This window comes from Haloechinothrix salitolerans (assembly GCF_042662605.1).
GTDB lineage: Bacteria > Actinomycetota > Actinomycetes > Mycobacteriales > Pseudonocardiaceae > Haloechinothrix_A > Haloechinothrix_A salitolerans.
Genome location: NZ_JBHSXX010000001.1, coordinates 509,152 through 528,799, shown reverse-complemented (window position 1 = coordinate 528,799; position 19,648 = coordinate 509,152). Strand labels below are relative to the sequence as shown.

General features: G+C 67.2%; 22 protein-coding genes. 3 read left to right on the top strand and 19 right to left on the bottom strand.

The annotated features are described in order from the left end of the window. Positions 1 to 6 precede the first annotated feature (6 nt). Positions 7 to 2,364: a Tex family protein gene (locus ACFQGD_RS02550; protein ID WP_345406831.1), complete on the top strand. Its 2,358-nt coding sequence runs from the start codon at positions 7 to 9 to the stop codon at positions 2,362 to 2,364. A 109-nt stretch (positions 2,365 to 2,473) separates the two neighbouring features. Here the strand turns inward: ACFQGD_RS02550 and ACFQGD_RS02545 are convergent, their stop codons facing one another. From ACFQGD_RS02545 to ACFQGD_RS02535, 3 genes are all read right to left on the bottom strand, one after another. Then, complete coding sequence (locus tag ACFQGD_RS02545; protein ID WP_345406828.1) at positions 2,474 to 3,307, bottom strand: SAM-dependent methyltransferase; 834 nt, start codon at positions 3,305 to 3,307, stop codon at positions 2,474 to 2,476. A 162-nt stretch (positions 3,308 to 3,469) separates the two neighbouring features. After that, positions 3,470 to 4,240 (bottom strand): metal-dependent hydrolase, encoded by a 771-nt coding sequence (locus ACFQGD_RS02540; RefSeq protein ID WP_345406825.1) that lies wholly within the window; start codon positions 4,238 to 4,240, stop codon positions 3,470 to 3,472. Between the two features lie 131 nt (positions 4,241 to 4,371). Then, positions 4,372 to 5,046: a haloacid dehalogenase type II gene (locus ACFQGD_RS02535; protein WP_345406822.1), complete on the bottom strand. Its 675-nt coding sequence runs from the start codon at positions 5,044 to 5,046 to the stop codon at positions 4,372 to 4,374. A 131-nt stretch (positions 5,047 to 5,177) separates the two neighbouring features. Between ACFQGD_RS02535 and ACFQGD_RS02530 the strand changes: the two genes are divergently transcribed. Beyond that, positions 5,178 to 6,542, top strand: coding sequence for an MFS transporter (locus tag ACFQGD_RS02530; RefSeq protein WP_390221003.1), 1,365 nt, complete (start codon positions 5,178 to 5,180; stop codon positions 6,540 to 6,542). A gap of 66 nt (positions 6,543 to 6,608) precedes the next feature. On the opposite strand, the gene ACFQGD_RS02525 is transcribed toward ACFQGD_RS02530, so the two are convergent. Then, positions 6,609 to 7,244 (bottom strand): class I SAM-dependent methyltransferase, encoded by a 636-nt coding sequence (locus ACFQGD_RS02525; RefSeq protein WP_345406816.1) that lies wholly within the window; start codon positions 7,242 to 7,244, stop codon positions 6,609 to 6,611. Between the two features lie 558 nt (positions 7,245 to 7,802). On the opposite strand from ACFQGD_RS02525, the gene ACFQGD_RS02520 reads away from it, so the two are divergent. Then, complete coding sequence (locus tag ACFQGD_RS02520; RefSeq protein ID WP_390183477.1) at positions 7,803 to 8,237, top strand: hypothetical protein; 435 nt, start codon at positions 7,803 to 7,805, stop codon at positions 8,235 to 8,237. 104 nt (positions 8,238 to 8,341) lie between these two features. On the opposite strand, the gene ACFQGD_RS02515 is transcribed toward ACFQGD_RS02520, so the two are convergent. The 15 genes from ACFQGD_RS02515 to ACFQGD_RS02445 form a co-directional block, all read right to left on the bottom strand. Then, a complete protein-coding gene (locus tag ACFQGD_RS02515; protein WP_345406810.1) occupies positions 8,342 to 8,803 on the bottom strand; it encodes a type II toxin-antitoxin system VapC family toxin in 462 nt (153 codons plus the stop codon). Between the two features lie 187 nt (positions 8,804 to 8,990). After that, entirely contained in the window at positions 8,991 to 10,364 is a 1,374-nt protein-coding gene (locus tag ACFQGD_RS02510) for a tyrosine-type recombinase/integrase (protein ID WP_345406807.1), read from the bottom strand. Between the two features lie 2 nt (positions 10,365 to 10,366). Beyond that, a complete protein-coding gene (locus ACFQGD_RS02505) occupies positions 10,367 to 10,558 on the bottom strand; it encodes a helix-turn-helix transcriptional regulator (protein ID WP_345406804.1) in 192 nt (63 codons plus the stop codon). Positions 10,559 to 11,088: 530 nt separating this feature from the next. After that, a complete protein-coding gene (locus tag ACFQGD_RS02500) occupies positions 11,089 to 12,630 on the bottom strand; it encodes a YfjI family protein (RefSeq protein WP_345406801.1) in 1,542 nt (513 codons plus the stop codon). Continuing rightward, positions 12,630 to 13,145 (bottom strand): hypothetical protein, encoded by a 516-nt coding sequence (locus ACFQGD_RS02495; protein ID WP_345406799.1) that lies wholly within the window; start codon positions 13,143 to 13,145, stop codon positions 12,630 to 12,632. The genes ACFQGD_RS02500 and ACFQGD_RS02495 overlap by 1 nt, the downstream gene beginning before the upstream one ends. A 23-nt stretch (positions 13,146 to 13,168) precedes the next feature. Beyond that, positions 13,169 to 13,567, bottom strand: coding sequence for a hypothetical protein (locus ACFQGD_RS02490; protein WP_345406797.1), 399 nt, complete (start codon positions 13,565 to 13,567; stop codon positions 13,169 to 13,171). Between the two features lie 288 nt (positions 13,568 to 13,855). Continuing rightward, positions 13,856 to 16,150 carry a cell division protein FtsK gene (locus ACFQGD_RS02485; RefSeq protein WP_345406795.1) on the bottom strand — a complete coding sequence of 765 codons (2,295 nt, stop codon included), beginning with the start codon at positions 16,148 to 16,150 and terminating at the stop codon, positions 13,856 to 13,858. Between the two features lie 101 nt (positions 16,151 to 16,251). Next, positions 16,252 to 17,082 (bottom strand): DUF2637 domain-containing protein, encoded by an 831-nt coding sequence (locus ACFQGD_RS02480; protein ID WP_345406792.1) that lies wholly within the window; start codon positions 17,080 to 17,082, stop codon positions 16,252 to 16,254. After that, positions 17,079 to 17,468, bottom strand: coding sequence for a hypothetical protein (locus ACFQGD_RS02475; RefSeq protein WP_345406789.1), 390 nt, complete (start codon positions 17,466 to 17,468; stop codon positions 17,079 to 17,081). The genes ACFQGD_RS02480 and ACFQGD_RS02475 overlap by 4 nt, the downstream gene beginning before the upstream one ends. Positions 17,469 to 17,485: 17 nt before the next feature. Then, on the bottom strand, positions 17,486 to 17,701 hold the full coding sequence (locus ACFQGD_RS02470; RefSeq protein ID WP_345406786.1) for a hypothetical protein: 216 nt from the start codon (positions 17,699 to 17,701) through the stop codon (positions 17,486 to 17,488). Then, positions 17,698 to 18,018, bottom strand: a complete 321-nt coding sequence (locus ACFQGD_RS02465; protein ID WP_345406783.1) for a WhiB family transcriptional regulator — start codon at positions 18,016 to 18,018, stop codon at positions 17,698 to 17,700. The genes ACFQGD_RS02470 and ACFQGD_RS02465 overlap by 4 nt, the downstream gene beginning before the upstream one ends. Beyond that, positions 18,015 to 18,644: a hypothetical protein gene (locus tag ACFQGD_RS02460; RefSeq protein WP_345406780.1), complete on the bottom strand. Its 630-nt coding sequence runs from the start codon at positions 18,642 to 18,644 to the stop codon at positions 18,015 to 18,017. Before ACFQGD_RS02460 ends, ACFQGD_RS02465 begins: the two co-directional genes overlap by 4 nt. Beyond that, the gene (locus tag ACFQGD_RS02455) at positions 18,644 to 18,856 is read right to left on the bottom strand and encodes a hypothetical protein (RefSeq protein ID WP_345406777.1); all 213 of its coding nucleotides are present in this window, start codon (positions 18,854 to 18,856) and stop codon (positions 18,644 to 18,646) included. Before ACFQGD_RS02455 ends, ACFQGD_RS02460 begins: the two co-directional genes overlap by 1 nt. Further along, positions 18,853 to 19,305: a zinc-binding metallopeptidase family protein gene (locus ACFQGD_RS02450; protein WP_345406774.1), complete on the bottom strand. Its 453-nt coding sequence runs from the start codon at positions 19,303 to 19,305 to the stop codon at positions 18,853 to 18,855. Before ACFQGD_RS02450 ends, ACFQGD_RS02455 begins: the two co-directional genes overlap by 4 nt. Beyond that, positions 19,305 to 19,607, bottom strand: a complete 303-nt coding sequence (locus tag ACFQGD_RS02445; protein WP_345406771.1) for a hypothetical protein — start codon at positions 19,605 to 19,607, stop codon at positions 19,305 to 19,307. Before ACFQGD_RS02445 ends, ACFQGD_RS02450 begins: the two co-directional genes overlap by 1 nt. Between the last annotated feature and the right edge of the window lie 41 nt (positions 19,608 to 19,648).

Sequence of the window (19,648 nt, the reverse complement as noted above, 5' to 3'; positions counted from 1 at the left end):
GCAAGCGTGACAGCAACAACTGAGCCGACCATCGACCAGCGCATCGCCGACGAACTGGGGGTGACGCCGCGCCAGGTCAGCGCGGCGGTCGAGTTACTCGACAACGGGTCGACCGTGCCGTTCATCGCCCGCTACCGCAAGGAGGCGACCGGCGCGCTCGACGACACCCAACTGCGCACGCTTGAGGAGCGACTGCGCTACCTCCGCGAGATGGAGGAACGTCGCCAGACGATCCTCGACTCGATCCGCGAGCAGGGCAAGCTCGACGACGAGCTGGAAGCGACTATCCGGGCAGCCGACTCCAAGGCACGCCTTGAGGACATCTACCTGCCCTACAAGCCGAAACGACGCACCAAGGCACAGATCGCCCGCGAGGCTGGCCTCGAACCGCTCGCGGACACCCTGCTCACCGACCCGTCGCAGGACCCAGAGACCACCGCGCAGTCCTATGTAGATGCCGAGAGGGGCGTCGCGGACACCAAGGCGGCGCTCGACGGTGCGCGGGCCATCCTGGTCGAGCGCTTCGCCGAAGACGCCGACCTCATCGGTGAGCTGCGGGAACGGATGTGGCAGCGCGGCCACCTCGCGTCCAAGGTGCGCGAGGGGAAGGAACAAGAAGGCGCGAAGTTCTCCGACTACTTCGACTTCTCCGAGCCCTACACCAAGCTGCCGTCGCACCGCATCCTGGCGCTGTTCCGGGGCGAGAAGGAGGAGATCCTCGACCTCACCATGACGCCGGACGAGCCGACCGACGAGCCACAGAGCGGCCCGAGCGACTACGAACAGCGCATCGCCGCCCGGTTCGGCGTCGACAACCAGGGCAGGCCCGCCGACGCCTGGCTGTCCGGTGTCGTCCGCTGGGCGTGGCGTACCAAAATCCAGCTCCACCTCGGCATCGACCTGCGGATGCGGCTGCGGCAGGCCGCAGAGGACGAGGCCGTCCGGGTGTTCGCGGCCAACCTGCGCGACCTGCTACTCGCCGCGCCAGCGGGCACCCGAGCCACCATGGGCCTCGACCCCGGCTACCGCACCGGCGTGAAGGTAGCTGTCGTCGACGCCACCGGCAAGCTGGTCGACACCGCCACCATCTACCCGCACCAGCCACAGCAGCAGTGGGACCAGTCGCTCGCGACGTTGGCCGCACTCGCGGCGAAGCACAATGTCGAGCTGATCGCGATCGGCAACGGCACCGCCTCCCGCGAGACCGACAAGCTCGCCGGGGACCTGTTGAAGAAGCACCCCGAGCTGAAGCTCGCCAAGACCACGGTGTCCGAGGCTGGCGCGTCGGTGTACTCGGCGTCGGCGTTCGCCGCCAAGGAACTGCCGTCGCTGGACGTCTCACTGCGCGGCGCGGTCTCCATCGCACGCAGGCTCCAAGACCCGCTCGCCGAGCTGGTCAAGATCGAACCGAAGTCCATCGGTGTCGGCCAGTACCAGCACGACCTGCCGGAACAGTCGCTGTCCCGCTCGCTGGACGCCGTGGTCGAGGACTGCGTGAACGCCGTCGGCGTCGACGTCAACACGGCGTCCGCACCGCTGCTCGCGCGCGTGTCCGGCATCGGGTCGTCGTTGGCGGAGAGCATCGTCGCCCATCGGGACGACGTCGGCCGGTTCGCCACCCGCGAGGCGCTGCAGAAGGTGCCGAGGCTCGGGCCGAAGGCGTTCGAGCAGTGCGCGGGCTTCCTCCGGATCTCCGGCGGCGACAACCCGCTCGACGCCTCCAGCGTCCACCCCGAGGCGTACCCGGTGGTGCACCGGATCATCGACGCCGCTGGCACCGACATCGGCTCGCTCATCGGCGACACCGCCACGCTGCGGAAGCTCGACGCGAACCGCTTCACCGACGACCAGTTCGGGCTGCCGACCGTCACCGACATCCTGCACGAGCTGGAGAAGCCCGGCCGCGACCCGAGGCCGAAGTTCGAGACCGCCCGCTTCGCCGAGGGCGTCGAAAAGATCGGCGACCTCAAGCCGGGCATGGTCCTCGAAGGTGTGGTCACCAACGTCGCCGCGTTCGGCGCGTTCGTCGACGTCGGTGTGCACCAGGACGGCCTCGTGCACATCTCGGCGCTGTCGGACAAGTTCGTCAATGACCCGCGCGACGTGGTGAAGTCCGGCGACGTCGTCAAGGTGAAGGTGCTCGAGGTCGACGTCGAGCGGAAGCGGATCTCGCTGACGAAGCGCCTGGACGACGAGCCAGGCAAGCGGCGTGCCGAGCGCGGTAAGAGCGGTGGCCAGCCGCAGGGACGTGGCAAGCAGGGCGGCAAGGGCGGTCAGCGTGGCGGCCAGGACCGAGGCCGTGGCAAGCCAGCGCCGCAGGGCGCGATGGCCGACGCGCTACGCAAGGCGGGCCTGACGGAGTAACAACGACACCGGCCGTCCGCCCGAGATCGGCGGACGGCCGGTGTCGTTGTCAGGGTCGCGCGCGGCTTAGGTGTGTCGCCACCTCGTCGTTACAGCGCTGCTCCCTGTCTTACGGCTTGCGGCCGACCGCGCCCGCGATGCACTCCTGACCAACGGTGAGCGGCCCGATCAGCGGGCCGTCCGGCCACCACAACGCGCAGCGCTCCCAGCCGGGATCCATCAGCTCAAGGCCCTCGGTCAGATTGCTCAGCTCAGCCTGGGTGCGGAACGACCCGGAGCCCATCGGGCTGTGCGTGAAGATCTCCTCCATCTTCCTGGCAACCTCGGAACGCTCGTTCTCCGGGTCGAAGAAGTGGCTGATGACGACGTAGGAGCCGGAAGCGAACGCGTCGATGTAGTTACGCATGATCTGCGCCGGGCCATCCGCATCACCTACGAAGTGGTGCAGAGTGCCGACCTGCAGGAACGCGATCGGTTGCGTGAAGTCGATGTGTTTCCGCACGACGTCGTGGTTGAGCACTTCGTCCGGCTTGTAAATGTCCGCCGCGATGAAATGCGTGTTGTTGTTGTCCTCCAGCAACGCCTTACCGTGCTTTTCGACCACCGGATCGTTATCGACATAGATGACCGTGGCATCCGGGTTGATGCGCTGCACCACCTGGTGCACGTTCTCCGCCGTCGGCAGGCCGGAGCCGCAGTCGAGGAACTGCGTGATCCCCACGGCGTGCGCGAGGAACCGGCAGGCCCGGATGAGAAAGTGGCGGTTCTCGACCGCCAAGTCGACCGCTTCCGGGGCGACCTCAAGCACCCGGTCGCGAACTTGCCTGTCAATCTCGTAGTTGTCTTTGCCCCCGAGAAACGCGTCGTAAACCCGGGCGATGCTCGCCCGGTTGGGATCGACACCGACGGGGACACGCTGGGACTCGGGTACAACGCTGGACACCGGTTACCTCGCTCGCCTCGCGCGCCTGACAGTGATCGATCCTTAGGGTAGGGAAACGTGTGCACCTCGTAAACGTTGGGGCCTCATCCGGGCTTGACATCGCCGCGTTTCTCACCCAAACGACTCAGCATGAGTACGGCGGTTGACGTAGTCGTGTCCCTGTCAATCACGCATCGCGGTCGCCACCGCATCCACGTGCTCGGCGACAAGATCGAACACCCCGGGCAACAGCAAGACGGCAAGCACTGAGAACACCGGGAACAGCAGCATGTTCTCCGCACGCTTGCCGGTGCGGAACCGCAGCACGGCGGGTGGTCGAATCTCGTACCACGTCTCGCCAGCGATCGGCAGTGGCCACAGGAATGGACACCCCGATTCGGTGAGCGCGTCACCCAGACAGTGCACTACGCAACCAACAGCGACAGCGATCCCGAGCCACCCGGATAGCTGCGCCAGGTCGTCGAACGCCGAGGGGCTGGACAACGCCCACAACACGACGGCGGAACCGGCGACAGGGAGCAGCCAGTCGCCGAGGGCGTTCTCCGCGAGCAACAGGGCGAAGATCACTACCGCCGCGACAGCGTATGGACCAGCGGTCTCCGTGCCAAGCGCGGTGAGCCCACCGAGCGCGGCCGCGAACGCGACGGTGTGCGTCATGTGCCGGTGCGTGCCGGTGTGGTTCTCGTCCCTGGGTCCCTTGGTAAGCGCGTACAGCGCGGATGACCCGCGTCGCAGCAGCCAGGACAATCCACGGGTGACCGGTCCGAGCAACTTCGACGCCGTCGCACCAGGATGGTCCAAATCGGGCAGAAGGGCGAAACCCGCTGTTACCGCAGCGAAAACGACGGCCTCATGCAACGTACCGGCACCGACGAAAGGAGCCAGACCAAGTCCGGCACACCAGCCGGTGAGCGCGTGCGTGCGACCCATCATCGTGGGGTTCCCCTCCTCGCGGTGACAGTGCGGCACGCAAGGATCGGGCGAAAACGGTCAACCACACCAGCGAACACGCCGCCAGAGTTGATCTTTGATATGAATCACATCGCTGAGAGCGCGAGTAAGACTCAGGACTGTGGCAGCGCGAGCAATCCCCTCGCGACGTCGACGAGATCGGTGCCAGTGACGTCCGGTTGGGCGAACGCGCGCGGGTGGACACGCTCGAGTCTGCTCGCCCAACCCGTCGTCAGGCCGACCTTGCTGGCGCCGTGGCAGTCCCAAGCATGGACGGCGACCAGCGCGACCCTGTCGGCGGGCGCGCCAATCCGGTGCAACGCGTGCTCGTACACCTCGCGCGCGGGTTTCCACCGTTCCACCTCGGCCACGCTGATGACCTGAGAGATATAGGGATCAAGTCCCGTGCGGGCGACGAAGTCATCGGTCGTTCGCGCGGCGCCGTTGCTCAAGCACACCATCTCGACTCCCGCGTCCGCCAGCTCGCGCATTGCGGGTTCGGCGTCGGGATGCGCGGGCAACTCGGCGAATCCCTCGAGCACATGGCGCACCGAAGCCTCGTCGAGATCACGCTCGCTGATGCCATGGAGCGCCTCGCTGGCCAACTCTGGGAACGGCAGATAGTCGCCGGCGAGCGTCAGCGCCATGCCGTCCCGGATGAGTCGATCGAACCAACGGCGCAGGGTCGTTTCGGACAAACCGATGTCAGCGAAGCGAGACGCCAACGGCTCCAGCGCCATCAAGGTCTCTACGACATCGAAGGCCACCACGCTAGGACGCGTACGCATCTGATCACCTCACTCGCCTCGCCACGACCTCGCCAGCCAGCGGGCGAACGCGCATCCACCATGCGCTTTCCGGTGCCGCCCACCGGGATGCCGCCACGCTCGCGACATCCTCACCATCGCACATCGGTATCGTGATCACTGTTTCCATGCCGAGCGGCGTGGCGCCGTTCGGGTGGGAGACCTCGGCATGGAAACACCGCGACTGGCATCCTAAGTGGGATGAATACCGCAGCACAGCCGCTTGGCAGGGCCGTATGACCGCTGATGTCACGGGCGCGTCGGAGCGCGTGACTTTTAGGTCGGTGCTGCGGATTGGCGAGTTCAGGACGATGTGGCTCGCCGAGCTGTTCTCGGTCATCGGCGACCAGATCGCGCGGGTCGCTCTCACGGTTCTCGTCTACGACCAGACGTCGTCAGCCGCACTGACAGGACTGACCTACGCGTTGACGTTCGTGCCAGCCATGCTCGGCGGTGTCTTGTTCGCCGGGCTCGGTGACCGTTACCCGCGCAGGGACGTCATGATCGCGACAGACGTCGGGCGTGCGGTGCTCGTCGGGCTGATGATCGTCCCAGGAACTCCACTGTGGTTGCTGTGCGTGCTTGTGGCGGCCATGACGCTGCTCAACGGTCCGTTCAAGGCGGCGCAGCAGGCGCTGCTGCCAGACGTGCTCGAGGGCAAGCAGTACATGGTCGGCATGGCCATCAGGAACATGACCAGCCAGGCGGGCCAGCTTGTTGGGTTCGCGGGCGGCGGGTTGCTCGTCGGCGCCGCAAGTCCGGCGACAGGGCTCGCCGTCAACGCGGGAACCTTCGTCGTCTCCGCGTTGTTGCTGCTACTGGTTCGCCAACGCAAGGTCGCGGTGACCGGCGAGGACAAGCCGTCTTTTCTGGCGTCGACCGCGGCTGGCGCGCGGATCGTGTGGCGCGATCCGGCGCTGCGCACGTTGGTCGCCCTGAACTGGCTTGCCGGTTTCTACGTCGTGGCCGAGGCGCTCGCGGCACCACTCGCGGGCGACATCGGGGCAGGTGCGCTGGCCGTCGGACTGCTCATGGCGGCCGATCCGTTCGGCAGCGTCATCGGCGCCGTCGTGTTCGGGCGCTGGGTTCCGGAGTCGATGCAGGTGCGGGTCATCGGTGTGCTCGGCATCCTGGCTGGGGTACCGCTGGCGCTGGTCGTGCTACAACCCGGGCTGATCGCGGCGCTTGTGCTGTTCGCGCTGTCCGGGATGCTGGCGACCGGGTACAACATCCAGGGCACTGTCTCCTTCGTCCGCAGGTTGCCGGACAGATCGAGGGCGCAGTGCTCCGGACTGAACTCGACCGGTTTGATCACGGTGCAGGGACTCGGCGCGCTCGCCGCTGGTGCACTCGCCGACATCACCGGCACCGCCAACGCGATCGCCGTCGCGGGGATCGTCGGCGTGATCGTCGCGGTGCCCATCGCGCTGTCCTGGAGCAAGGTCAGGGGCAACGATCCGGTGGCGCACGCGTCTTGATGCCGGACCCAGCGCGACATTCCCGCCAGCAAATGGCGGGCGCCCGCTGCTCGCCCATCCGGATCGCTACGCCTTGGTCACCGCGCCAGAGATCATCGGGCGGATCAGCGGACCGATCTCCTTCGGCATCTCGCCGTGATCGAGGCTTTCGACGTCGAGGCGAGACGCGCGCAGTATTCGGGCGGTGTCGCGATTGGGATGACAGCCACCCGCGAACCAACCCCAGGGCAGGTCAAGCCGATCCTGCCAGCGCGCGAGCCGTTCACTCGACGAACTGCGGACGTGCTCCAAGCAAAGCAATCGCCCGCCAGGGCGCAAAACCCGCGCCACCTCCGCGACCGTCTGCTCAGGGTCGTCCACGGTGCACAGCACCAACGTCGAGACGACACAGTCGAAGCTTTCGTCGTCGAACGGCAGGTGTTCGGCGGGCTCGTTAATCACCGTGACGGACGCTGGCAACGACGGATCCGCAGCTATCCGGTCACGTAGCCGTGCTGCCATGAATCGGTCGGGTTCGAGCAGCACGAGATCATCGACGTCCGCGGTGTAGTGGCTGAGATTCAGGCCGGTGCCAGCACCAATCTCCAGCACTCGCCCATGCGCCTGGCCGAGCAAGTCGGCGCGAGCATCGCGGAAGCCAGCGCGCTCGCACAGGCCAATCATCTTGTCGTAGAGCGCCGCGAATATCCGATGATGCCGCATTCGCGGATCGTCGCAGCGGTCCCCACCGGCGTCAACTTGTCGACGAACATGATCCTTCCTTGCCGCCTATCGTGTCCGTGTCGGAGTTTGAATGAGTGGCAGAGTGTTTACATGGCTAGCAGGGGACACGGGGAGTACGAACAGATTCCGCTGGCAGCGGGGCGTCGACACCTGCTGCCTGTACGACTGATTCGTATCATTCTCGGTGCGCGTCGCATACATCCCTCGCCATGGATCTACATCGCGGCCGCCGTTCTCGGATCCAGCCTTGGTGTAGCCGCGCAGATCGCATTCGGCTGGCCATGGTGGCTCGTCGCGTTGCTCGCGGTCGTAGCCGTGGCCTTGTTCTTCTTGTCCACGGCGTTTTGGGGCAACCCGCAGCGCCGCGACCTTGGCACCCGGTTGTTGCGGGAGTTGAGTCCACGTAGGGCTCGAGCGCGTACTTTGCGGCAACAGGCAGATTTGTTCCGGAATGCCCCGTTTCCGCTATACGGGCTGCCGCCGTCGTGGCAAGGTCTGCGTCACCTGGCTTCCTCCGCGTCCGGATGGGGCGTCGACATGCCCTTCCAGGTCGAGGCTTTGGGGCTTGGACACGGTGACCCGACTGACGCAGACGGTGAGTATCTGCACGTTGAAACTATGGCCGACGACAGTGACCCGGCGACGCGTCGTCGAGACCTCGCCGAGTGGCTCTGGATGGAGACAGAAGAAGGTCGCGGTCAGTCGACAGCGGGCGATTGGATGCAGATGCTGTGGGCACGACCTGACCCGGCGTGGTCTTCCGTCACCATCACAGTCGACGGCCTGCCTGTTGAGTTCGCCTGGTTTCGGGAAGCCGATTGCTGGGCGGCACAGGCCGACCTTGACGGGTGCGCGGTCCTCCTCCGTGCACACCGCATTAGCCTCGACGCCGTCGAATTGGTTCGAATCGCCGATGTCGAGCCGTATGTACGCGGTGAGGCGGATCTGCTCGCCCAAGCGGAAGCGACGTGAACGGCCAACGTTTCCACGGCTGAACGACAACGATGATCACCGGTGTCGCTGATCGTTGTCGCCAGAATTGTCGTTAAAGACCCTTCGAGGTCGTTTGCGGTTGATTATTGGCGGCTTCTTGGCGACTCAGGAAGCAGCGTCAGAGCACGCACGTGCTTCGGCCGGACAACGGAGAAGTGCCGAAGGTCGAGCGTCGCAACCTCTGGTTCGTCCAGTCGCTCGGCAAGCGCGACGACGGATGCATCGCTCGTCCCTAACGGGAAGTCGGCGTACTGATCAACGAGGTCGGCCATCCGTGCGTAGTCAGCCTTGGTCAACTCCATCGACACGAAGTCGCCCTCGGCCATCGAGCGAAGGTACTGGGACTCGGCTCGTGGCCCGCCGTAGCGCTCCAGCAGGTACCCGACCTGGGCCACGATCGGGGCAGGTACGACGATCGGACGGTTGGCCAGATGGAGACCAGTGAACAGCTCGACGCAACTGTGGCTCTGATGCCGCAGCGTGATCAAATTCGGCCGGATTGCCGGTGTTGGACGAATGTTGGACGTGGCGCCAGTAGGCAACATCCAAAGAAAACTCCCAGGCTTGTGACCTGGGAGTTTAAGCGCGCCCCGAGGGATTCGAACCCCCAACCTTCTGATCCGTAGAGAGCGGCTTTCCAGTTCAGAAAATGCCTTCTGACCTGCGAGAACAGTGCCGCTGTGGGCCCTTTGCGTCGGCGGCTGCCCACAAATGGCCCACAGCGACCCTTGATCACCTGCCCTTGAGCCGTCGCGCCAAACGCTCCCGCGCTCGCTGTTCCTCCCCGTCGAGGCACTTGGCGTAGTCGCGAAGAAGTACGTTCACGCTGTGCCCGGCCCACTCAGCGACTCGTACCGGGTCACCGGTCGCGTTCAGCCACGTGGACACAGCGGCGTGACGCAAGTCGTACGGCCGCTTGGCAAGCGGGGAATCTACGACCTCCGGTGTGAACGTCAACTTTCGCGTGCGCCGCCAGGCCCGCGCGTACACGGTGCCGCCGAGCTGCTCCCCGCCGCGTTCGCCCCAGAACAGGCGCCCATCCCGAGTGGTGCCGAACTTCTCCAGGTGCCAATGAAGAATCGCGGTCAGTTCGTCTGAACACGGCACCGTGCGACCCTCATCCTCTGCCCGATGTTTCAACTCTCGTTCCTCATAGCGTTCGCCGTTGGTTGTCCACGCGGCACCTACTTCTGGAGACGCCTTTTCCAGATGGATTTCTCCCCACCCCTCATCAGGCAGGGAAAAGTTTGTTTTGCGAATATTCGCGGCTTCTTCGGGACGTAATCCTGCGTAATAAAGCAACGCGAAAAATGCGTACAGGAACGGTCTCGTCTCTCGTACGGTAAGCAGGAGTGTGCGACCTTGCACGGGGTTAACGACACTTCTCCGGTCAACCTGCCTGTGTGTCGTTTTTTGCTTCCTAGTCTTTATCTCTCTCATCGGGTTGCTATCAAGAAGCTCTTTTTCCACGGCGTAGTCCAGCGCGTTACCAAACGCAATACGTCGCAACCGTATCGTGTCGCGCGCAGCGCGTTCACCGTTCCTTTTCTTGTCCAACTCAGCCAGAACAGCGCGGAGCACGTCCAACTTGGCGAGTTCCTCGACATCCCGCGTGCTTCGCGCAATCCACCGCAGTGCCCGCGCTTGTTCGTCCTGCATCGGCTGCTCGCGGAGATTTTTGTTGAACGCCCGGCGCAATGCCCGCGATACAACGCTTGTCGAGGGTCGTTCGTCGCCGCCAGCTTTCAGCATGGCAAGAGTGATCGCGATAAGCGAGTCGGCAATACCGGACCTGTATTTCGGGGAACTTTCATCCCACTTCATATCCGCGTAGGAACACGCGAATTCGTACCAGGGCGTCGCGTGCGCTTTCTTCGCGTGAGAAATCGGCAACCCAGTTTCCAGGTTGAATTGCTCCCCACGTCGCGCCGCTGTCTGTAATTCTGAACGGAAGCTGTCGGCTTGGGCAAAGCTGCGAAAGCTGGGTTCAAATCGTTCTCCGTCAACAGACCACCGCACGATATGCCGCGCGGGCACCTTTTGGCCTTTGTCATTAGTCTTATACCTGGTCTGGATTTTCCAAATCTTCACATCATAGCCGTGCACTATCAGGCCACCCCCTCATAACAAGACTCCAACCAGTCATCCAGGTCCGTTTTTCGTATGCGCAACTCCCCGTTCGGAAGCTTGATACAGCGCGGGGCGCGCTTCTTGCTGCGCCATTCGTAAAAGGTGCGACGGGAGATTCCTAGGTCTTCACAGAACTGCGTGATGGTGACGTGGCGGCGGTGGGTAGCCATCGGCCTGTGTGCTCCTTGGTGCTGGGGGCGTGGTGGCTGGGGTGGTGTGGCATGGGGTCGCTCCTTCCGGGGTGGGGTGGCTGTGGGCTCGCAGAATTCGCACAATGCGCAGAATTCGGCGGTGTCCGGTCTTTGTGCTGGTCACAGGAGGTGTCTGTGATCTTGAGGTGGGTTACGCAGAATTCCGCAGAATTCCCGCACAATTGGCTCGGGCTGCTGTCGCGGGCCGTGCCGCGCCGATCGGGCGGTGGTCGCGGGCGGTGTCGGTAACCGGGTGGCTGGTCGACGCGACAAGCGGGGTGGGGAGTCGGGCCATCCTTGTGTCGTGGCCCGCTCGGGGAGGGCCTGGCTTCCCTCGGTGTCGGGTGGTGCGCGCCGTCGTCCGGGGCGGTGTGGGTGGGTGTCGGGTATTTGTGCGGGAATTCTGCGGAATTCTGTGTGCACGGACCCGCCGCGTCGCGCGTGCGGTTTGACCTGCGGAAACACGGATTGGCGTGGGTTTCTGCGTATTGTGCGAATTCTGCGGGCGTTCACGGGGCCTCCTGCCGGTAGGTGGGATGGGTCCAGTAGGTCGGGCTGGGCTTACGGCCTCGCGCGCCGGGCGGTCGTTCGGGCGGGGGCTGGTGGGCGATGTGGCCGTGGTCTTCCAGCAGCGTCAGGGCGGGGTCGAGGTCGCTGGCGCGGCGGATGACGGGGCCTCGGGTGCCGTTGAACGCATCGCGCTTGGTGAAGCGGGCGGGGCGCTGCTGGTCGATCCAGGCGAGCACGCGGCGGGCGGCGTCGAGGCTGGCGTCGGCTCCCATGTGGTCGAACGTCGCCAGCGCGTGTGCGGCGTAGTAGTCCCCGATGCGCCACGCGCTGGCCACGGTCTCGGCGGTGACGGGGTGTTCCCACGGGTTGTGCGGATGGGCGGCTATGTGCAGCAGCCCGGCGAGGCGCGCGACTTGGCCGTGGAATTTGCCGCCCCAGTCCCCGATGTGCGCCCACGCCCCGGTCTCCGGGTGCAGGCGGGTTTCCAGCTCGCTCTGGAGTTCGGCCATGAGGTCGTCGGCCTCGCCAGCGAAGGCGAGTTCGGCGGGCTGGTCGGTCCAGCCGATGAGGGTGTGGGCGATGGTGTGCAACCGGGCGTCGTACAGCTCGGCCACCTCACGCGGCACCGGCTCGGGGCGGGCTTTGCGGTATCCGGCCAGGCTTTGCGGTTGGGCGTAGAGGATGCGGGCGAGGAACCCGGAGCCGCGCAGCATCGCCGTGTCGCCCAACTCGTCGATGACGGCGGGCTGCACCGTCAACCCGAGCGTGAGCGCCGGGGCTTCCACGAGTTCACCGCGCCGTCCCTGCCGATCGACCCGCAGTTGGGTGCCGGAGTAGCCCTTGAGGAACACGTTGGTGTTGGCGTGGCCGGAGTAGCGCCCGGCGATGATGGCGAAGATGCCGCCCTCGTCGGAGAGGATGGCCAACCGGCCGCCCTGGTCGGCCAGCACGGTGCCGACCTGCTCGGGGGTGATGTCGTCCACCACCAGCTTCGGCTCGGCCGGGATGTCGATGCGGGCGGCCTCGATCGCCGCATCGACGGCCTCGGCCAGCGCGGCATCGCGCTCGTCGCCCTCGGTGGCGTGCGCGGCCTTCTCCGCGCGCTCGGCGAGCGAGTCGGCGGCGCGACGTTGCACCTTGGCTTGTTCGATCGCCTCCTTCGCGTCGTCGCGCAGGGCGCGTTCGAGGGCGTAGATGGGGCGGATCATCGCGGAGAACACCGGCGACTTGCGCGCCGAGGGTTCCATCACCACGACGGTGTAGAGGTTGACCGGCTCCACCCAGCCCTGCCGGACTCGCACGACGGCGCGACCGGCGGCGGCCGTCGAGAGCGCGGCCAGCCCGACGCACCCGGCCAGATCGGGCGGGGTCTGCGTGGCCTCGGCCACCGCCTCGACCTGCTGGCCCAGCCAGCGCGGCAACGCATCAGTGGGAAAGCCTGGGAGGTGCCGCACCGCTGACAGCGGGATCGGTTCCTCCCAGCCCGCCGAGCTGGCGGGCGGTGTGGGTACGGCGCGCAGCGGGCGCGCGGGCTCACTCATCACGCAACCTCCTTCAACACACGGGCATTGGCGTCGGTCGGGTCGAGGGCAGTCCGGTAGCGCGCCCACAGCGCGTCGATACGGCTGGTGTCGTCCGCCAGCGCGGCCAGCACGTCGGTGGCGCTGTCCCTGGCGGCCTGGGCGAGTCGGGCGGCGTGCTCGGCGATGGCGCGTCGCCACGCCGCCTCCAGCACCACCGCCTTGAGGTGCTGCGCGTGGGCCGGTGTGGTGGCTTGGCAAGCGGTGTAGGTGTCGGCCAGCCACTTGCCTAGCCAGCCGCGCCGAGTCTCGCCGGGTGCGCGGCCGGTGATGACGGCGTGGGAGAACACCGCCACCGGAGCCGGGTCGTGCCCAGCCGCCACCAGCTCGATCACGATCTGGAGTACGTCGGCGGGCATCGGGGTGGCGAGGTCGTCGGCGCGCATCCCTGCCAGCACCGTGCGGGCTTGGTGGGTCGGCAGCCACAGCAGCGTGCCGACGAACTGGCGTTCAATATCGGTTGCGATAGGGCGCATGGGGTTTCCTCCCGTGGCGGGTGTCAGAGGTGTTTGTTGGCCATGCGGGTGATCGATGCCCAGTGGCGGTCCACGAGGCGGGCGGCGTCGCGCTCGGCGCGCTTCAGGTTGAGCCGGGTTTGGTAGTCCTTGCGCATTGAGCGCACGAGGGAACGCGCTGCCCGCAGGTCGTGCCCTGCTGGTGGTTTGGCCATGCGCAGCGCTTTGGCACGCGGGTAGCCGTGCTCGGTCAGCAGGCGGACGTCGGCGTACATCCCGGCGAACAGGAACTGGAGTTCTTCGGTGGCCAGCTCGGGGTCGAACGGGCCGAGACCGACCGAATAGCGGCGGACTTTGGTGACGGTGAGCCCAACTGCCCGTCCGATGACGGCGTGGGCGGCCTCGTGGTGCGCGATCCTCGCGCGCTTCAACTGGCGATCCATCGGGTACCTTCCTGGTCACTGTGGGTAGCTGTTTTTGGGTAGGGGGTGTCGTCGCGGCGGCGGGTGTGGCTGCCGCGTGGGTGGTGGTTGGTGGAGTTCGCGGGCGGGTTAGGTCGCCGGGATCGAGTTAGGTTTCTAACTTCCGATCGTCGGTGGGGTCACTGTGCTGCTGCGCTGCGACGAGTTAGCCAGTGAGGCGAGTTAGCTTGTGCCTGTCGGGTGTGCTGTTCGGCCCGGTTTTCGGGGTGTTCGATGGGTTGCGGTCGGTTAACTCGTGGCTGCGCGGTGTCATGTGTCGGTGTCGAGGTCGGCGGTCGCCTGCCGCGCGAGAACGTCACGCACGGTGAGCGGATCGACGGGCCAGCGGTTGCCGGTGGACGGGACTTTGATGCCGTAGTCGGCGTGGAGTTGCTGGCGGAGTGCTTTGCCGGTCAACCGGCGATACGGTGCCCAGCCGGGCGCGTGGCGTGCGAGCAGGGCGGGTACGTCGGCGGCCGGGACGGGTTCGTCACCGAGCACGGCGTCGAGGTCTTCGAGCAGGTCGCGGTCCTGTTCGATCTGCCGCTGGGGTCGGTCGCCCTCGACGGGGGTGCCGGGGGCGAGTGCGTGCATGGCGCGGGTGATGACGTCGGCGGCTTGGTCCCATCCGGCGTCGTCGTCGACGTCGATGAAGTAGGTGCGGCAGATTTCGAACAGCTCGTCGGTGGCCCCGGTGACGACCATGGTGCCCCGGTCGATGTTGAACCGAAGCTCGGTCGCCCGGATACCGGCCGCGAAGCTGCCGTCGCCGAGGAACCCGTCGTTGCTGCGCCAGGTCTTGACGCTGAAACACCCGTTGAGACCGACGTTTTCGACCAGTTGGCTGGGGATGGCGTCGGTGCGTGAGGACTGGGTGTCGTAGCCGGTCACGACCCCGGTTTTGCGGCCACGCTTGACGACGTTGATGGCCAGCTCGGCGGCTTCCTTACCGTGCTCGGCGTGCCCGAACAGCTCGTGGCACTCGGAGAACACCACGATGAGCGGGCGCATGTCCGGGTGCTTGTCCGCGATGGGGCGGGTGAGCTTCTTCGCCCCAATCTCAGCCAATCGGCCTTCGCGGCGGGTGACTTCCTCGTACAGCTCATGCAGGTGCGCCACCGCTGCCTCGACGTGCTCGCTGCTTGCGCCCTTCTCATACCGGGACAACCGTGGTGCGTAGACGTCGAAGTCGCCGTTGAGGGCGAACACGTGCACCCGCAGCTCCGCGAGCGGGTCCAGGGCCGCGCCGAGCATCATCACCCGCCCCGCGTTCGACTTGCCCTGCCCCGGCTGCCCACCGAACACCACGTTAGAGCCGACCAGCGGGAACGCCACTTGGTCGCCGCGCTGGGTGATGCCCATCGGCACACCCGCGAACACGTCTGCGGTGCCGGTGTGCAGCAGCGGATATTCCGGTGTCGGTTTGTCCATCACCCCGGCGTCGGCGACGTAGAGGTTCACACACCCCGGACGTCCGCCCTGTTCCTTGCCGTAGTCCGAGGGCCACACCTCCACCGGATTCCTGCTCAGGTTGGCGGCGAGCACGTCGCCCTTGTCGCTGATCATGTTCGGCGTGACCCCCATCGGCAGGTCAAAAATCGCCCGGAAGCCCTTGAACGCGCCCTGACCCTCCCGGGTCGGCGACAGGTGAAACCTCGGTGTCCAGCCGTCTTTGAACGCCCGGTTGAGCGGCGCGATGCCGAGGTGTTGCAGCGCCGCGACGATCCCACCCGGCGTCACCAGTACGGACTCGCCGGTGTTGTCGTCGCTGCTGCCGGTCAACCACGCGGGTGTCCAGCTCGCGTGGTGTTTGCCCTCGTGCCACAGGTAGATCACGAGAGCGGCGAGGGCGGCGTTGAACAGCAGGAACCCGTAGGCGGCGCCGAACCACCACAGCCACCGCACCGTGTCGATCACCAGCCCGATCGGGGCCAGGATCATGCCCGCATCACCGTCAGCGACGGCCAGCACGATGCCGACCGCGAGCAGGAACCCGCACACCCCAGCGACACCGATGGCGAACGCTTTCGCCAGCTCGATCGGGGAGCGGATCCAGTCCATCACCCGCGAATGGCGGGCCTGCTTCTCCGCGACGGCGGCCTCTTGCCAGTAGCGCAACGCTTCCTGATCGCCAGCGGCCTCGGCGGCGCGCATCTGCCGCTCATACCGCGTACTGCCGTGCGCGTCACGCCACCGCTTCGCGACCACGATCACACCTTGGGCGACGTGCACCGTGTTGCGCACCAACGCCTTGCTGCCGGTCTTCACGACCGGGGTGGCGCGCTCGGTGAGCACCACCGCGCCGTCGGCCATCCGATCACGCCGCTCCACCGAAATGAGCCTGCGATGCCCGAACACGGTGCGCGCCCGAACGTCCTCCAGTTCAGTGCCCGGTGAACGCTCGGCCGCGCGCTCACCAGCCCGCTCACCGGTAGTGGTGTCGGTGGGGGTGTCGTCCACAATCTCAGCGTCGATCACCTCCGCGTCAGCGTCGGTGGTGGCGTTCGGCAGATACACCACCCTGCCGTGCTCGGTGTCGTGGCTCTCGTAGTTGTGGGTGTCCATGCTGGTGCTGTCTCCCTCTGCGAAGTGCTGCGCGGCGGGTATGGGTGCCGGGTAGCCGTCGAGGCCACGGGTGCCGGTCGGCGGCCACCCGGCCGCTGGGGTTACGTGGCGCTCTCACCGACCACGGCGAGCTGCGGACGGTCGGCGTCGTGGTCGCTGCGCCAGGCCGCGAGCCACCGGCGGCCGGTTGCCGCTGAGACGTTGCCCGCGGTGGCGATGTCGGAGCCGGTGAGCTGATCGACGGTGCCCGCTTCGGCGTGCCGGTCGAACAGTGCGCGAGCGCGCGCCTGGCCCTTCGGTGAGCGCTTCGCACGCGACTTGGTGCGCGCCGTGGTGCGCGACGGTTGCGTGGCCTGCTGAGCGCTCACCGCGTCGGTGTGGTGCGCGGTGGTGCGAGCGCTCACGGGGTCGCTTGGGCGAGCGTCGTCCGGCCGCTCGGTGACGCGCTCACTGTGCGGTTCGGTTGCGCGCTCACCGACGTCGGTCGTGCTCGGTTCCGGTGCGCGTGCCGTGTGCTCATCCGCCGGGCGGTGGGTGGCCAGGAGGGCGGCGAGGTGCGCGGTCGCGGCGAGTGCCACGGGTGGCACCGAGGCGATGGCGACCACGACCCACCACGGCGTGACCGCGTGCGCGGCGGCCATCGCGTGCTGTCCGGCGTTGCCCGCCACCGACCCGGCCACGGCGGCCAACGCGAGGGTGCGGGCGTAGCCGCGTGCCCGTACTGGTGTGTTCGTGGCCAGCCACGCCCGGGTGGCCACGACGGCTTGGGCGTCGATGGCCAGCGGCAGCAGCGCGGCCAACTTCGGCGTGTACCCGGCGCGCTCCGCCAAGTCCTGCAACGACGAGAACGACAACACGGCGGCGGCCAGCGCGACCACGCCAACGCCGAGCAGGGTCCAGGCATCGTGACCGTTACGGGTGCGCGTACTCATCCGGCCACCTCCCAGCCGGGCCGCTCGGCCCGCTCATCGGCGGCGGGCCCGGAAACGCTCACCCCGTCGTCAGCGCGAGCGTCGTCCTGCGCGCCGTCGTCCTCGCCGTCGTGGTCCTCGGCGGGGTCGAGCTGGGCACGCTGGGCGCGGTATTCGACCTCGCGGCGTGCGTGGCGGCGTGCGCGGGCGGCGTTGACCTGATCGGTCGCGATCCACGCGCCCAGCGCGGCACTGATCGCGCCGAGGGGTGCCCACACGGTCGCGGCGGCTCCCGCCGATACGGCCGCCCCGGTGAGTTCCGGGGTGTACCAGGCCAGCGCCGAGGCGACACGGTTCAACGGCCCCGATCGCGCGGTGTCGGTCCTGTCCTCGGATTCGGTGTTCATCTACGGCCTCCAGGCGTTCAGGCGGTCGCGGTGGTGTGGAACGGACGGGCAGCGGGCGGTGTCAGGGCGGTGGTGATACGCGCATCTAGGCCGCGTTGCACGGCAAGCAGCGCGCGTTCGATGAGGCGGAACGGCCACCGGGCGAGGTGCAGCAGCAGGAACACAGCCACGCATCCGAGGAATGCGGCCAGCCGCCACGCGCCGTGGTGTTCGAGGACGTCGAAGGTGCTCACGCGGCTTCCCTCCCCAGCTCGGTGGCGGGGGTGCCGGTGCGGCGGCCCTGACTGCGGATGCGGCGGCGGTCGTTGTCGGTCAACCCGCCCCACACGCCGTAGTGCTCGGCGTTGGTCAGCGCGTAGTCGCGGCACTGGGCCAGCACGGGACACCGCGCGCAGGTGCGCCGCGCGGGCTCGGCCGTGCCGCCCTTCTCCGGGAAGAACGCTTCCGGGTCGGTTTGCGCGCACAACGCCTCGGACACCCACGCCGGGGGCAGGGTGAGTTCCGGGCCGCTGCGCGGTCGGCCACCGGGTCGGATCGCTCGAATGCTCATCGCTGAACCTCCTCGTGGTTGGCGAGCGCGTCGAGGGCGGCGGCTTCGTCGCGGTGCCACCCGGCGACGTCCGGGTGGTGCGCGCGGACGGTGTGGGCGGCTTCGCGATGCCAGTCGGCCCGCTGGCGCAGTCGCCCGGCGATTTCGCGGGCCGTGACGCTGGTGATGAGCCGGTTGAGTTCGCGGGGTGTGTAGCTCACCCGGTCGCGGCGAGTGAGGCGACAACGGACACCCAGACGGCCCCCTACGAAAGTGTTGTTTGCGCGTACCGTCGGGCGTCTTCCCGTCGAGTGCTCAGATGAACCGGGGAGACCTGGCTCGGTGGGGTCGTTCTTGGCTGTTCGGCCCGCCGAGCCGGGGTCATTGCTGGTGGCTGCGTGGGCGGCGGCGAGGACCGCTCCGGCGACGTCGTGGGCGTCGGCGGGGTCGAGGTAGGCGGTGACCCCGTGGCGGGGGTCGATGTCCTCGCACACGTACAGCGCCACACAGGCCGGTGCGTCCTGTCCGGCCGGGACACCAGTCAGCCGGGTGGTGTCGTCGCCGAACACCCCACGCCACACCCATTCCGGGCCATGCGCGGCGAGGTAGTGCGCGGCGGGCAGGGTCACGTGTGCAATACGGCTCATCACGCGGCCACCCCCTCGGCGGCCAGCAGCCGGGCGGCATGGGCGTGCGCCTCGACGGCCAGCCGCGCCGCGTTGCCGGCGCCCTCGGTGGCGAGGTGTTCCAGCACGGTGGCTTTGCGCTCGTACCACTCAGCCACCACCACGGCGGGCGCGTCAGCGGCCGGTCGGGTCCAGTGCAGTCGGCCCAGCTCGCACAGCGTCGATGCGCTCATGGCAGACCACCACCCGGACGCGCGTGGAAGAGGCTGGCCATCTGGCGCTGCGCGCCGTCGAGGCACTGGGCCAGCTCTGCGGTGAACTCGGCGGCGAAGCCCAGCTCTCCCTCGGCTTCCTCAGCCGCAGACACGGCCAACAGCCGGGAACGCTCGGCGTCGTCGCGGTCGCGGTCGTGGCGCACCGTCGGATCACCGGCCACTCGGTGCGCCATAGCTTCCAGCTGACGGCAGAGCTGCACCTGTCGACGCGCGGCCGTGGCCAGCGAGCCCAGCAGCCCCGCCCCGCGCGGAGCGTCGGTCAACAGGCTCTTGCGCGGCATCGTGGCGTGATTGAGATAACGCGCCAGCTCCTCCAGCGCCACCCCGGCCGCCTCGATCCGTTCCGGGGTGTGCGGGCCGTCCATCGGCCAATGCGCTCCGACAACCTCGCTTCCATACAGCGACATCAGGCCGCCACCTCCCCGGCAGCCGAAACGTCCACGCGGCCCGGCAGCGTCCGCAGCGCCACACGATCCGCGCGACGGCGAGCACGCCGCACCTGCCGCACGTCGGTGAACGCCCGCGACACCCGCACCGCCTCGGTGCGCTCCTGCGCGGCCAACTCGCGGTCCACGTCGTCAATCAACCGATCAATCTCAGCCACCTCAGCAGCCATCGCTTCCTCCCTCTCAACAGCGGAAACCGTCTCGTCCGACACCGCCGCCACCACCTCGACGGCCAGCGGGTCCGTGATCCGTACGAACTTCATCGCTCTCCCGTTCGTCCTTATGTCCTCAAGTCCTCTTAATG